At 67.4% G+C, this 14,245-nt stretch carries 12 protein-coding genes; 9 read left to right on the top strand and 3 right to left on the bottom strand.

Annotation, left to right across the window (positions count from 1 at the left end):
* The first annotated feature begins 73 nt into the window (after window positions 1-73).
* The 3 genes from BS69_RS0102035 (at window position 74) to BS69_RS0102025 (ending at window position 4,117) form a co-directional block, all read left to right on the top strand.
* A complete protein-coding gene (locus tag BS69_RS0102035) occupies window positions 74-1,186 on the top strand; it encodes a DUF47 family protein (RefSeq protein ID WP_245605086.1) in 1,113 nt (370 codons plus the stop codon).
* Complete coding sequence (locus BS69_RS0102030; RefSeq protein WP_029940324.1) at window positions 1,186-2,199, top strand: inorganic phosphate transporter; 1,014 nt, start codon at window positions 1,186-1,188, stop codon at window positions 2,197-2,199. The genes BS69_RS0102035 and BS69_RS0102030 overlap by 1 nt, the downstream gene beginning before the upstream one ends.
* A 91-nt stretch (window positions 2,200-2,290) precedes the next feature.
* Window positions 2,291-4,117, top strand: a complete 1,827-nt coding sequence (locus BS69_RS0102025; protein ID WP_029940323.1) for a DUF885 domain-containing protein — start codon at window positions 2,291-2,293, stop codon at window positions 4,115-4,117.
* On the opposite strand, the gene BS69_RS0102020 is transcribed toward BS69_RS0102025, so the two are convergent.
* Together BS69_RS0102020 and BS69_RS0102015 are read right to left on the bottom strand one after the other, a co-directional pair.
* Window positions 4,086-5,024: a phosphatase PAP2 family protein gene (locus tag BS69_RS0102020; protein WP_156956818.1), complete on the bottom strand. Its 939-nt coding sequence runs from the start codon at window positions 5,022-5,024 to the stop codon at window positions 4,086-4,088. The genes BS69_RS0102025 and BS69_RS0102020 overlap by 32 nt on opposite strands.
* A gap of 95 nt (window positions 5,025-5,119) precedes the next feature.
* Complete coding sequence (locus BS69_RS0102015) at window positions 5,120-6,910, bottom strand: ABC-F family ATP-binding cassette domain-containing protein (protein WP_029940321.1); 1,791 nt, start codon at window positions 6,908-6,910, stop codon at window positions 5,120-5,122.
* Window positions 6,911-7,022: 112 nt separating this feature from the next.
* On the opposite strand from BS69_RS0102015, the gene BS69_RS0102010 reads away from it, so the two are divergent.
* The 3 genes from BS69_RS0102010 to BS69_RS0102000 all read left to right on the top strand — a co-directional run bounded on the left by BS69_RS0102010 (window position 7,023) and on the right by BS69_RS0102000 (window position 9,511).
* Complete coding sequence (locus BS69_RS0102010; protein ID WP_029940320.1) at window positions 7,023-7,313, top strand: hypothetical protein; 291 nt, start codon at window positions 7,023-7,025, stop codon at window positions 7,311-7,313.
* A gap of 81 nt (window positions 7,314-7,394) precedes the next feature.
* Window positions 7,395-8,057 (top strand): response regulator transcription factor, encoded by a 663-nt coding sequence (locus tag BS69_RS0102005; RefSeq protein WP_029940319.1) that lies wholly within the window; start codon window positions 7,395-7,397, stop codon window positions 8,055-8,057.
* Between the two features lie 122 nt (window positions 8,058-8,179).
* A complete protein-coding gene (locus BS69_RS0102000) occupies window positions 8,180-9,511 on the top strand; it encodes a sensor histidine kinase (RefSeq protein WP_029940318.1) in 1,332 nt (443 codons plus the stop codon).
* Here BS69_RS0102000 and BS69_RS0101995 read toward each other — a convergent pair whose 3' ends face one another.
* Window positions 9,512-10,387, bottom strand: a complete 876-nt coding sequence (locus BS69_RS0101995) for a hypothetical protein (protein WP_156956816.1) — start codon at window positions 10,385-10,387, stop codon at window positions 9,512-9,514. It lies immediately after the preceding gene.
* 178 nt (window positions 10,388-10,565) lie between these two features.
* On the opposite strand from BS69_RS0101995, the gene BS69_RS0101990 reads away from it, so the two are divergent.
* The 3 genes from BS69_RS0101990 to BS69_RS0101980 all read left to right on the top strand — a co-directional run bounded on the left by BS69_RS0101990 (window position 10,566) and on the right by BS69_RS0101980 (window position 14,182).
* A complete protein-coding gene (locus tag BS69_RS0101990; RefSeq protein ID WP_029940316.1) occupies window positions 10,566-12,590 on the top strand; it encodes a M13 family metallopeptidase in 2,025 nt (674 codons plus the stop codon).
* A gap of 67 nt (window positions 12,591-12,657) precedes the next feature.
* Window positions 12,658-13,665 carry a polyprenyl synthetase family protein gene (locus BS69_RS0101985; protein WP_029940315.1) on the top strand — a complete coding sequence of 336 codons (1,008 nt, stop codon included), beginning with the start codon at window positions 12,658-12,660 and terminating at the stop codon, window positions 13,663-13,665.
* Between the two features lie 10 nt (window positions 13,666-13,675).
* Window positions 13,676-14,182, top strand: coding sequence for an ATP-binding protein (locus BS69_RS0101980; RefSeq protein WP_051676459.1), 507 nt, complete (start codon window positions 13,676-13,678; stop codon window positions 14,180-14,182).
* Window positions 14,183-14,245: the final 63 nt, after the last annotated feature.

The raw sequence follows: 14,245 nt of genomic DNA, 5'->3' as shown, positions 1-14,245 counted from the left end.
GACCGTTGAAGGCCGGCACGGGGTGGTGTGACGGTCACCGCCCGGGGTTCGTTTCATTCGCCAGATCGCAGCCTTGCCGTACCGCCTCGGCGGTTCCACGCTCGACGCGCCCGTCAGCGTGTTGCTGGTGACTTCGCGCGAGACCCGGCGCTGGGTCATTCCCAAGGGCAATCCGAGCGCCAGCCTCGCGCCCCACACCGCCGCCGCGCTCGAGGCCGAGGAAGAAGCGGGCGTGCGCGGCGCGGTCTGCCCCGTGCCCCTTGGCTCCTATCGCTACCGCAAGCGGCGCAAGACCGGCGCCAGCCTGATGTTCGACGTCGACGTCTATCCGATGTCGGTCGACGAGGAGCTCACCCGGTGGAAGGAAGCCGACGAGCGCACCCGCCGCTGGTTCACCCTCAACGAGGCCGCCGACGCGGTCGAGGAAGAGGATCTCGCGGCGCTGATCCGCTCCTTCAACGCCGCCGAATTCAACTCCGCCGCACGGCGCAAGAGCCTGTTCACGGTGGTCGCCGAACGATCGAAAGTGGGTCCCATGTTTGCCTGGTTCCAGAATCTCCTGCCGAAGACCGGCAATTTCTTCGAGCTGTTCGAGGCGCATGCCGAGAGCGTCTGCGGCGCCGCGCGCGCGCTTGGCCGGCTGTTCAGCGAGGGCGGCGCCCGGGCCGAGCATATCCGCGAAATCAGCGAGCGCGAGCATGATGCCGACAACATCATCCGTGAGACCCTGGGCACCGTCCGCCGGACCTTCCTCACCCCCTTCGACCGCGGCGCGATCACCTCGCTGATCAGCGCGATGGACAATGCGATCGACGAGATGCAGGCTGCCGCCAACGCGGTCGACCTCTACGATTTCTCGGAGTTCGAGCCCGAGATGAAGGACATGGTCGGGATCATCATCGACAGCGGCCGGCTGATGGCCGAGGCGCTGCCGCTGCTGCGCAATGTCGGGTCCAACGCCGGCCGCCTCCACGAGCTGACCGAACGGCTGGTGCGGATGGAAGGCCATGCCGACGAAACCCATCGTGCGGGCCTCAAATCCGCCTTCCAGCGCTTCGGCTCGGATCCGGCGGGCGCGATGCAGTTCACCGTGCGGCGTGAAATCTACAAGCATCTCGAGCGGATCGTCGATGCCTTCGAGGACGTCGCCAACGAGATCGACGGCATCGTCATCGATCACGCCTGATGCACGAGCTTGCCTTCCCGCTGCTCGTCGGCCTGGTGCTGGTCGCGCTGGCGTTCGACTATCTGAACGGGCTCCACGACGCCGCCAATTCGATCGCCACGGTGGTCGCGACCCGGCTGCTGGGACCGGTGCAGGCGGTCGCCTTCGCCGCCTTCTTCAATTTCGCCGCCTATTTCCTGACGCTCGCCTTTCCCGCCCTCCACAAGGTCGCGGACACGGTCGGCAAGGGGCTGATCGACAAGGACCTCGTCACGCCATCGGTGGTGTTCGCGGCGCTGATCGGGGCGATGTTCTGGAACGTCGTCACCTGGCTCAAGGGCATTCCCTCCTCGTCGAGCCATGCGCTGGTCGGGGGAATCGTCGGCGCGGGGCTCGCCTCGGCCGGGCTCGGCACGATCCAGTGGAGCGGGGTCACCAAGACCCTCCTCTTCATTCCACTCGCGCCCCTGCTCGGCATGATGATGGCCATGCTCATCATGCTCCTGTCGAGCTGGCTGGCGGTGAAGGCGTCGAGCCGCGGCGCCGACCGCAGCTTCCGCATGCTCCACCTTGCCTCGTCGGCGGCCTATTCGCTCGGCCACGGCCTCAACGACGCGCAGAAGACGATGGGCATCATCACCGTGCTGCTCTTCTCGACCGGCTATCTGAAGGGCGAGTTCCACGTTCCCCACTGGGTCGCGATCAGCTGCTACATCGCGATCGGCCTCGGCACGCTGACGGGCGGGTGGAAGATCATCGAGACGATGGGCAGCCGGATCACCAAGCTCAGCCAGCACCAGGGCTTCTCGGCCTCGCTCGGCGGTTCGTTCATGCTGTTCGGCGCGAGTCTCTACGGAATTCCCGTCTCGACCACCCACACCATCACTGGCGCGGTGATCGGCGCGGGCGTCGCGCGGCGGGCGAGCGCGGTCAACTGGGGCGTCGCGCAGAGCGTGGTCATGGCCTGGCTGATCACCATTCCCGCCAGCGCCAGCGTCGCCGCCCTCATCTACTGGCTGACCACCTTCTTCTGAGGCTCTGCCAACGGCCGGCGAGGCTCGACGAACTTCCTTGCCGATGGCGGTGCGGCGGCTAGCATCGCGCCCGACAGAGGGAGATTTTCGCATGGACCGCCGCCTTTTCCTTGCCGGCTCGACCGCCGCGCTCGGCCTTGCCGCCACCTCCGCCCCCGCGCGCACCGTCCAGCGGGTCGCCGCCAGGCCGGGGAGCGGCGATGCCCGGCTCAACGCCCTGTTCGAGCAGATCTTCAAGGAAAGGGTCGCGCGTTCGCCCGAGCTCGCCACCTCGCTCGGCCTCGACAAGGGACCGCTCGCCGGCCTCAAGGCGAAGTTCGAGACCCGCTCGGCCGCCGCGGTTCGCGCCGAGGAAGTGGCGATCGTCCGCCGCGACCAGGCTCGGGTGCAGGCGATCCCGCTCGCCAGCCTGTCTGACGCCGCCCGCCTCAACCGCGAGGTCGTGCTCTACCAGTTTGCCCAGTCGCTGACGGCGCCCACCCGCTTCGGGATCGACAGCACGGTCCGCCCCTATCCGATCTTCCAGCAGGGCGGCGCCTATTTCTCGACCCCCGACTTCCTCAACACCGACCATACGGTCGAGACCCGGAGCGACGCCGAGGCCTATCTCTCGCGCCTCGCGCAATTCCCGACGCTGCTCGACAACGACACCGCCGAGCAGCGCGCCCAGGCCGCGCGCGGCTTCCTTGCGCCGGGCTGGTCGCTCGACCTCACCCTCGGTCAACTGAAGAAGCTGCGTGACCAGCCTGCCGCGACGAGCTCGATGGTCGAGTCGCTCGTTTCCCGCACGGCGGCGAAGAACCTCGCTGGCGACTGGCAGCGGCGCGCCACCGCTATCGTCGAACGGCAGGTCTATCCCGCGCTCGACCGCCAGATCGCCGTGCTCGAAAAGCTTCGGCCGACCACCCGGCCGGGCGACGGCGGCTGGCGGCTGCCCGATGGCGAGGCGATCTACGCCGCCGCGCTCGCGCAGATGACGACCACCCGCTACAGCGCCGACGAAGTCCACCGCCTCGGCCTTGCCCAGGTGGCGGAGATCACCGCCGAACTCGACGGGATCCTCCGGAACGCGGGCTACACGCAAGGGTCGGTCGGCGAGCGGCTGGCCGCGCTCAACAAGGACGCCGCCCAGCTCTATCCCAATAATGACGAGGGCCGCGCGGCGCTGATCGCGAGCCTCAACGAGGGCGTGCGCGCGATGACGGCCAAGCTGCCGCGCGCCTTCGCCACGCTGCCGACCCAGCCGCTCGAGATCCGCCGCGTGCCGCCCGAAATCCAGGACGGCGCGTCGAACGGCTATTACAACCGCGCCTCGCTCGACGGGTCGCGGCCGGCGATCTACTTCATCAACCTCAAGGACACCGGCGACTGGCCCAAGTACAGCCTGCCCGCGCTCACCTATCACGAGGGCGTCCCCGGCCATCACCTCCAGATCAGCCTCGCGCAAGAATCGGCCGACATCCCGACGCTGCGCAAGATCGGCTTCTTCTCGGCCTATAGCGAGGGCTGGGCGCTCTACGCCGAGGGCGTTGCCGACGAACTGGGTGGCTATAGCGGGATCGAGCGCGCGGGCTTCCTCCAGTCCTACCTGTTCCGCGCGGCGCGGCTGGTGGTCGACACCGGCATCCACACCAAGCGCTGGAGCCGCGAGAAGGCGACCGACTATCTGGTCGCGACCACCGGCTTCGCCCGGGCGCGCTCGCAACGCGAGGTCGAGCGCTACTGCACCCAGCTCGGCCAGGCCTGCACCTACAAGATCGGGCACATGGCCTGGACCCGCGCCCGCGCCGAGGCGGAGAAAGGGCTGGGCGCGAAGTTCGACGAAAAGGCCTTCCACGAGGTGCTGAAGGACGGCGCCATGCCGCTGACGATCCTCGAGCGGCGGGTCAGGGAGCGGACGGCAGCCGCGCTGGCGTAAGTATTTCGGTCGGCCGGAAGGCGCCGGCCGGGAACGCACGAACCTGCGGCCACCAGCTTGGAAGGCCGATCGCGGCGGCCGCCAGCGCCAGTCCGGCAATCACGTCGACGAGATAGTGATTGCCCTCGATGGGAGTCGCCACGAGCATGGCGATGTTCACGAGGCCAACGAGGTAGCGCGCGCGCCGCAGCGGCCACGCGGCCCAGATGAGCAGCAGCGCGGTCGCGGCATGGAAGCTGGGAACGCTGATCAGGCCCGCCACCTCGCCGACATCCACCGTGCGTAGCGACCCTGCGCGAAGGGCCTCGATGATCTCCACATGGCGGCTGCTCGTGGCGGTGACATAGTCCGGCTCGGCGACCCCGTAATGTGTGATCGGGCCGACCGCGGGAACCAGCGGGAAGACCATCACGACCACGATCAGGGTCATGCCGTAGATGGTGACGAAGCGCCGCGCGCGGGCATCCTCGCCGGTCGCACAAAGCGCCAGCAGCACGAATTGGGGACCGACAAAAATCGAGGCATAGGCCAGTTTCGAGACGAGCTGCGCGGTCGGGCTGGCAGCCATCAGCCCGTAGAGAAACGGCCAGTCGAAGCCGAGGAACTGGTCGACCGCCGCCATCCGGTGGTCAACATAACCGTTCGAGAGCGCTGCCGCCGCATAGCTCCCCACCGCGCCGGCAAGGCAGATTCCCGCCAAGGCCGCCTGGCATTCGCAGAACGCCCCGAACCGCTGCAGGACGGGACGGGTCAGCCGGCTGCGAAACAGGCCGAGCAACGCACTTGCCGCAATCAACGACGTGAAGCGGGCAAGGGCGAGCGGGCTGAGAACGATGTTCGAGACCCACAACGGCACGATGACCAGCAGCCACGCGAGCAGCATGGTCGACCAGGGGCCGGGACGCACCGATGGCTCGGGGACAGAAACGCATACAGCCGAACGCACCAGGACTTGATTGAGGTTAAGCCGTTAAGAACACGTAAAGCCGCGAACGTGCGGCGTTAAATGACCGAGCGAAGCGCTTCCGCCATTTCGGCGACCTCGAGCCAGCGCAGTTCGGCGGCTTCCTTCTCGGCGCGCTTGGCCTCGATCGCCTTCATCAGTGCGGCGAACCTGGCCGGATCGCGGGTATAGAGGTCGGGGTCGGCAAGCGCCGCCTCGTCCGCCGCGATGGCCGCCTCGAGTTTCTCGATCTCGCCCGGCAGCCGGTCGAGGTCGCGCTGGTCCTTGTAGCTGAGCTTGGTCGCGGGCGCCGGCCGCGTTGCCGCCGGCTCGACCTTCTTCGGCTTGGCCGCGATCGTCCTGGCCGGAGCCCGCCGCTTCGCCCAGTCCTCGTAGCCGCCGGCGACGATGTCGACCTTGCCCGAGCCGTCGAGCCCGAGCGTCACCGTCACCGTCCGGTCGAGGAAGTCGCGGTCGTGGCTGACAATCAGGACCGTCCCCTCATAGTCGGCGATCACTTCCTGGAGGAGGTCGAGCGTCTCGAGGTCGAGGTCGTTGGTGGGTTCGTCGAGCACGAGGAGGTTCGAGGCCCGGGCGAATTCGCGCGCCAGCAGCAGGCGCGAGCGCTCGCCGCCCGACAGGCTCCCGACCGGCGCTTCGGTCAGCTCGGGCGCGAAGAGGAATTCCTTCAGATAGCCCTTGATGTGCTTCTTGACGCCGCGGACCTCGATCCAGTCGCCGCCATCGGCCAGCACGTCGCGGACGCGCTTGTCGGGCGCCATCAGCTTGCGCTGCTGGTCGATGACGATTCCCGAGAGCGTCTTGGCCAGCGTCACCTTGCCCTCGTCGGGCGCAAGTTCGCCGGTCAGCAGCTTGAGAAGCGTGGTCTTCCCCGCCCCGTTCGCACCGACGATGCCGATCCGGTCGCCACGCTGCACGCGCAGGGTGAAGTCCTTGATGATCGCGCGCTCGCCGAAGCCCTTGGTCACGTGCTCGGCGTCGATCACGGTCTTGGTCTTGGTGTCGTCGCGGGCGAGGCCCAGCTTGGCGGTCCCCGGCCCGCCGATCATCGCCGCGCGGGTCGCGCGCATCTCGTTGAGCTTGGCCAGCCGCCCCTGGTTGCGGCGGCGGCGGGCGGTGACCCCGCGCTGGAGCCAATGCAATTCGATCGCGAGTTTGGCGTCGAGCTTCTCGGCGGCGCGCTCTTCCTCGGCATAAACCCGCTCGGTCCACGCCTCGAACCCGCCGAAGCCGACTTCGGCCCGGCGGATCTGGCCGCGGTCGAGCCACAGGCAGCTCTTGGTCAGGCGCGTCAGGAACGTGCGGTCGTGGCTGATGACGATGAAGGCGCCCTGGAAGCGGTTGAGCCAGCTTTCGAGCCAGTCGATCGCGGCAAGGTCGAGGTGGTTGGTCGGCTCGTCGAGGAACAGGAGGTCGGGCTCCTGCGCCAGCGCGCGGACGATCGCCGCCCGCCGGCGCTCGCCCCCGCTGGCGGTCGCGGTGGTGCGCGTGAGGTCGATGCCCAATTGGTCGGCGATGGCCGCCGCCTCGTGCGGTTCGGGCGCTCCGGCCCCACTCAGCACCCAGTCCTCGAGGGTCGCATGGGCGCTCATCGGCGGGTCCTGCTCGAGCATCACGACCTTTTTGCCCGGGACCACGCTCCGCTTGCCCTCGTCGGTGTCGATGAGCCCGGCGAGGCACTTCAGCAGCGTCGTCTTGCCCGCGCCGTTGCGCCCGATCAGCGCCAGCCGGTCGCGCGGACCGATGTGGACGTCGAGGTGGCGGAACAGCCACCCCTCGCCCTGCACGAGGCCGAGGTCTTCGAAGGACAGGATGGGAGGAGCCGCCATGGCCGCGCCTCTAGCCGAGCGGGACCGGCCCGTCACCTCGTGAGCGGCAGCTGACGCGACCATTCACAACCCATTCAATCCCTCGTGCTACATAGCCGACCAGAGATTCGACATGCGTAAGACCATTGCCCTGTTCCTGGCGCTCGCCGCCGTCACCAGTCCCGCCGCGGCGCTCGAGCGTCCGCGCGACCAGGATCGTGCGTTCGAGGCGATCCGCCAGGGCCGCTCCATGCCGCTCCCGATGATCGAGCGGAAGGTGCTGCCCTTCATGGCCGGCGCCGATTATCTCGGACCTGAATTCGACGGACGCACCTACCGGCTCAAGTTCATGCGCGGCGGACGGGTGATCTGGGTCGACGTCGACGCCGCCAGCGGCCGCATCCTCGGGCGCTCGGGCGACTAATCCCGACGCCCTACTTCATTTCGAGTCTGCAACCGTTCATCTTCGCACGTGTTTGACCTCCCCGAAGGAGATACAAGACTCATGCGTGTCCTCATCGTCGAAGACGAACCGTCGCTCGGGCGCCAGTTGCGCTCCACGCTCGAAGGCGCCGGTTACGCGGTCGATCTCGCCACCGACGGCGAGGACGGCCATTATCTCGGCCAGACCGAAAGCTATGACGCGGTGGTCCTCGACCTCGGGCTGCCCGAGGTCGACGGCCTGACCGTGCTCGACCGATGGCGCAAGGAAGGGCGGCGGATGCCGGTCCTCGTGCTGACCGCGCGCGACAGCTGGTCGGACAAGGTCGCGGGCCTCGATGCGGGCGCCGACGACTATCTCGCCAAGCCCTTCCAGACCGAGGAGCTGATCGCCCGCCTGCGCGCGCTGATCCGCCGTGCCTCGGGCAACGCCTCCTCCGAGCTCATCGCCGGCGACATCCGCCTCGACACCCGCTCGGGCAAGGTCACCAAGGCGGGCGAACCGGTCAAGCTCACCGCGCAGGAGTACAAGCTGCTGAGCTACCTCATGCACCACAAGGGCAAGGTGGTCAGCCGGACCGAGCTCATCGAGCATATCTACGACCAGGACTTCGATCGCGATTCGAACACGATCGAGGTGTTCGTGACCCGCATCCGCAAGAAACTGGGTGCCGACGTCATCACCACCATCCGCGGGCTCGGCTACAGCCTGGAGGAGCCCGCTTAGTGAATGCCGCCTTGCCCGCCCGAAGCACGCCCGGGGGCCCGTCCCCCGAGCCTGCCGGGGCGGGCGCGGCGGACGCGGTCGCGGGGCAGCGCGGGGGCGGCACGCGCTCGCTGACCCGGCGCATGATCGTGGTCGCGATGGTGTGGATCTCGATCCTGCTGTTCGCGGGCGGCTTCGCGCTCGACCGGGTGCTGACCGCGAGCCTCGTGCGCAATTTCGACGAGCAGCTGACGCTCGTCCTGCGCTCGATGATCGGCGCATCCGAAGTCTATCCCAATGGCGAACTGGTGTTCAGCCGACCGCCCGCCGACCAGCGCTTCATCGAGGCCTATTCGGGCAGCTATTTCCAGATCAGCCCCCTGCCCGGCCCCGACGGCAAGGTGCCCAATGTCGCCGACTTCCCCTCGCGCTCGCTGTGGGACCGGCGGCTCAGCATCGATACCGTCCACGACCATAGCCAGACCCAGACCTACGACAGCTACCAGTTCCCGGGCGAGCCACTGCGGATCGTCGAGCGCGACGTCATCTTTCCCGGCTCGCCGGTCAAATGGCGCTTCCAGGTCGCGCAGAGCCGCGAGAATCTCGACGCCCAGCTGAACGAGCTGCGCAACACGCTGGTCTGGGCGTTCGTCGCCCTCGGGCTCGGGCTGACGGTGCTGGCGGCGTTGCAGACGGTCTACGGCCTGTGGCCGCTGCGGCGGGTGCGGAGCGAGGTGGCGGCGATCCGCTCGGGCGCCAAGACCCGGGTGTCCGACGATTTTCCCGTGGAGCTCCAGCCGCTGACCGAGGAAATCAACCAGCTGCTCGCGCACAATGAGGAGCAGGCCGAGGAAGCGCGTCGCCATGCGGGCAACCTTGCCCATGCGCTAAAGACCCCGCTGACGGTCATCACCAATGCTGCCACCGCGCGCAGCGAGGACCTCGCCGACACCGTCTGCCGCGAGGCGACGACGATGCGGCGGCAGGTCGACCACCATCTCGCCCGGGCCCGTGCGATCGGCCGCCGCGCCTCGGCCCAGGCCCGCGCCAGCGTCTGGGAAAGCCTGGACGCGGTGCAGCGCGCCGTCTCCCGGATGCACGAGGGCGTGACGATCGACATCGCCGGCGACCGCGCGGCCATGGCCCGGGTCGAGCGCCAGGATCTTGACGAGATGCTCGGCAACCTCGTCGAAAATGCCGCCAAATATGGCTCGGGCCGGGTGTTCGTGACGGTCGAGAAATCGGCGCCCTTCGTCGACATCCTGGTCGAGGACGACGGGCCCGGCATTCCCGAGGCGCTGCGGACCGAACTCTTCACTCGCGGCAAGCGGCTCGACACCACCGGAAAGCCCGGCACCGGGCTCGGCCTCGCCATCGTCCGCGACGTCGCCGAAATCTACGGCGGCCGGATCACGCTCGAGGAAAGCGAAGACCTTGGCGGCCTGCTCGCCAAGCTGAGCCTGCCGCTGGGCTGATCAGCCGCCGGTGATCGGAACCGTCAAATCACGCTTTCCCGTCGCTTTCTCCACCTTTTTCTTTTTCGCTTCCTCGTCCCCGTCCCCGCCACTTTCCCTCGCCTGCTGAGCAACTTGTTCCTGTTCCTCGGCCTTTTCCTTGAGCGACGACGTGACCAGCGACTTCATCCCGTCGAAGCTGCAGATCCACGCATATTTGGTCAGCACGGCGCGCGCGCCGACATAGCTCTTGGGCTTGTTTGCTGCCCGAAAGGCGTCTGCGCGATAAATCTGCTGCGCCCCTTGGACGAGTTTGCGGACGTCGTCCCTGTCGGGCGCCACCACGAACGCGTCATCGATGGCACCATAAGCGCCGTCCACCGCCGAGAAGCCGGCGCTGCTCAATCCAACGGCCGTTTCGCCGGTTCGGAGCACGGTGAGAAATGAATTGAAGAGCGTGTCAGCTACCTTGAAGGCGTTGCGCTGGACACGGCGACTTTGGCGGGACTGCCCGGCGACCGTGAAGAAGCGGTCGCAGTAGATATCCGAGAGGCCGAAGCCCGCTTCCATGTAACGGTCGATGGCGTCTTCGCCTTTCAACTTCCTGAAGGTGACGCAGCCGTCGGCGACAGATTCCGCGTCCTCGTCGTGATCGACATAGCCCTGACCGAATTTGGATTTGAAGGCATGGAGCTTGGCTCCCGAATAGCAGGCGGGCGGGGCTCCTTCGTCGCCGTTGCTCGTCACCGCAAATGCTTCCCGGAGCACATTGACGTAGGCAATTTCGTCAAGCCGGCTGGGCAGCGGCCGGGCTTCCATATCGGGACGAAGCGGCTCGAAGGTTGTGCAGCCGCACAACAGGGCCGAAGAGCAGATGAGCGTGATGATCCGACGCATGAAGAACCCCCGTTCCATGCGATTCGGCACGTGCAACTTAACGAACTTCGTGGCGCTGCAAAGACTTCCAACGCGTATACGACTAATCGGCAGAAGCCCGCACGTTCGTCGAACATTCCTTTGACATTCAGGTGGCTTGCCGGATGAAGCGACGAGTGTTTCTTCCGAGGTGCCGTCCATGAATCGACTGTTCGTTACCGCCAGCGCGGCCTTTGCCGTGACTGCCGCCACCGCCGCGTGGAGCGCCGCGCCGGTGTTCGGCAGCTGGGGCTATGACCAGAGTTCGATGGATCGCTCGGTTCGCCCGGGCGACGACTTCTTCGCCTTCGTCAACGGCAGCTGGGACAAGCGCACCCAGATCGCGCCCGACCGCACCTTCGCCGGCATCGACAGCGTGCTCAACGACAAGATCGACAGCGACGTCCGCGCCATCGTCGAGGATCTCGCCCGGGACCCGCAGGCCTCGGGCCGGATCGGGCAACAGGTCGGCGACTATTATGCGAGCTGGATGGACGAGGCCGGGATCGAGGCCAAGGGCACCGCTCCGCTCAAGCCCTATCTCGCCAGGATCGCCGCGGTGAAGGACCGCAACGGGCTCGTCGACCTGTTCACGACGCCCGGATACGAGAGCCCGATCGGCTTCGGCATCTATCCCGATTTCAAGGACCCGACCCGTTATTCGGCCTACGCCTCGCAGGGCGGGCTCGGGCTGCCCAACCGCGATTACTACCTGCTGCAGGGCGAGAAGTACGTCGCCTATCGCAAGGCCTATCGCGACTATGTCGTGACGATGCAGCAGCTCGCCGGGATTCCGGACGCGGCCGCGAGGGCCGACCGGATCATCGCGCTCGAGACCGCGATCGCGAAGATCCACTGGACGCCCGAGAAGAGCCGCGACGTCGACGCTTCCTACAACCCCAAGACGCTGGCGCAGCTCAAGGCCTTTGCGCCGCAGATCGCCTGGGACCGCGCGCTCCGCAACATGGGGCTGGCCAAGGCCCGCCAGCTGATCGTCGCCCAGCCGAGCGCGATCGCCGCCGAGGCGAAGCTGCTGGCGACCGTCCCCTTGCAGACCTGGAAGGACTGGAGCGCCTTCCACTTCGTCAGCGGCAATGCCCAATATCTGCCCAAGGCCTTCGACGAGGCGAAGTTCGGCTTCTATTCCAAGACACTGCGTGACGTCCCCGAACAGCGCGCGCGGTGGAAGCGCGGGGTCGACCTCGTCAATGGCGCGCTCGGCGAGGCGGTCGGCCAGATCTACGTGGCCCGCCACTATCCGCCCGAGAGCGACCGCCAGATGGGCGAGCTCATCACCAACATCCGCGCCGCGCTCCAGGAGAAGATCGAGACGTCGAGCTGGATGGACGCGCCGACCAAGACGGAGGCGCTGGCCAAGCTGGCCGCCTTCGATCCCCGCACCGGCCACCCGAGGAACTACATCGATTATTCGAGCCTCGCGGTGAGGCGCGGCGACCTCCTCGGCAACGCCATCCGCGCCGACGATTTCGAGTGGAAGTTGATGCTGTCGCGCTTCCCCAATCCGGTCGACCGGACTTTGTGGGACATGCTCCCGCAGACCAACAACGCTTATTACGACCCGACCCAGAACCAGATCACCTTCCCGGCAGCGATCCTCCAGCCGCCCTATTTCGACCCCAACGCCGACCCAGCCAGCAACTACGGCAGCATCGGCGCGACCATCGGGCACGAGATCGGCCACGGCTTCGACGACCAGGGCCGCAAGTTCGACGGCAAGGGCCGGCTGCGCGACTGGTGGACCCCGCAAACCGCCAAGCTCTACACCGCCAAGGCGCAGCGCCTCGTCCAGCAATATGACTCGTACGAGCCGCTGCCGGGTGTGCACATCAAGGGCGAGCTGACGCTGGGCGAGAACCTCGGCGACCTCGGCGGTCTCGAAGTCGCTTATGCCGCCTATCGCCGCTATGTCGCCCAGCATGGCGAGCCGGCGGTGATCGACGGCCTGACCGGCGACCAGCGCTTCTTCATCGCTTATGGCTACAGCTGGCAAACCAAGCAGCGCGAGGGCGCGCTGCGGGCCCAGCTGCTCACCAACGAGCACAGCCCCGCCAAGTATCGGGTGAACGGCGTCGTCCGCAACTTGGACGCCTGGTACAAGGCGTTCGACGTCAAGCCGGGCGAGAAGCTCTACCTCGCGCCCGCCGACCGCGTCCGCGTCTGGTAAGCCCGAGCGGGCGGCGGCAGGGCGTCCCGTCTTGCCGCCGCCCGAAACTCGGCCTACCGGCCAGCACGTGACTGCGACCCTGCACAGCCTTTCGCCGGTCCCCAGCCTCGACCCGCTGGTGGCGCTGACCGCTCCCGACATGAACGCGGTCAACCAGGTCATCCTCTCGCGGATGCAGAGCGAGGTGCCGCTCATCCCCGAGCTTGCCGGGCACCTCATCGCGGGCGGCGGCAAAAGGATGCGGCCGATGCTGACCTGCGCCAGCGCCGCGCTTTGCCAATATCCCGGCAGCCGCCACCACAAGCTCGCCGCCGCGGTCGAGTTCATCCATACCGCGACCCTGCTGCATGACGACGTGGTCGACGTCAGCGAGACCCGCCGCGGCAAGCGCACCGCCAACCTCATCTGGGGCAATCCGGCGAGCGTGCTGGTCGGCGACTTCCTGTTCAGCCGCGCCTTCGAGCTGATGGTCGAGGACGGCAGCCTCAAGGTGCTGAAGATCCTCAGCCGCGCCTCGGCGGTGATCGCCGAGGGCGAGGTCGCCCAGCTGACCGCCCAGCGCCAGATCGGCACCAGCGAGGACACCTACCTCTCGATCATCGAAGCCAAGACCGCCGCGCTGTTCGCCGCCGCCTGCCAGATCGCGCCGGTGGTGGCCGAGGCCGGCGAGGAAGCCGAGGACGCGCTTGGCGCCTTCGGTCGCAACCTCGGAATCGCCTTCCAGCTGGTCGACGACGCGATCGACTACACCAGCGAGAGCGCGACCAGCGGCAAGGACCTCGGCGACGACTTCCGCGAGGGCAAGATGACCCTCCCGATCATCCTCGCCTACGCCCGCGGATCGGACGAGGAGCGCGACTTCTGGCGCGAGGCGGTCGGCGGCGAGCGCACCAGTGACGCCGATCTCGCCCATGCGGTGGCGCTGCTCCACAAGACCGACGCCATCGCCGAGACGCTCGAGCGCGCCCGCACCTACGCCCGCCGCGCGATCGACAATCTCGCCGCCTTCCCCGCCGGCAAGGCCAAGTCGGCCCTCACCCAGGCGGTCGAATTCGCGGTCGCACGGGCTTATTGAGCGGACCAAAATGCCCGCCCTGATCCTCACCGGTGCGTCAGGGTCGGGCAAGACCAGCATCGCCGAGGCGCTTGGGCGGGACGGGCTTGCCGTCTTTCATTTCGACAGCGTTGGCGTGCCATCTCCCGAAGCGATGGTCGGCGGCTGGGGCTCTGGCGAGGCTTGGCAGCAGGCGATGACCGATCAATGGATCGAGCGGCTGGCGTCGCACGATCCGCAGGTTCCGATCCTGCTCGAAGGGCAAATGCGGATCGCCTTCATTCGGAAGGCACTGTTGCGGCAGCCTCATTTCGACGCCCGCATCCTGCTCATCGATTGCGACGACTCGACGCGCGACCACCGCCTGATCCATGAACGCGGCCAGCCCGGACTGGCCCACGCCGAGATGCGCAATTGGGCGGCCTTCCTTCGCCGCGAAGCTGTGGCGGAAGGCGTCGACATCCTCGACACCAGCGGCCGGTCGGTCGCGGAGAGCGCAAGCCGCGTCCGGGCACGATTGCGGCCTTCGCAACCCTGACTGAATGTCCAGCCGGCGGAACATTCGTCGGCGCCATCGGCTACCCCTGTTCCCCAATGAACA

The sequence above is a fragment of the Sphingomonas astaxanthinifaciens DSM 22298 genome (genome assembly GCF_000711715.1).
Taxonomy (GTDB): Bacteria; Pseudomonadota; Alphaproteobacteria; order Sphingomonadales; family Sphingomonadaceae; genus Sphingomicrobium; species Sphingomicrobium astaxanthinifaciens_A.
Note: the sequence above shows the minus strand (reverse complement) of the source record. Positions and strands in the feature narration are given on the sequence as shown.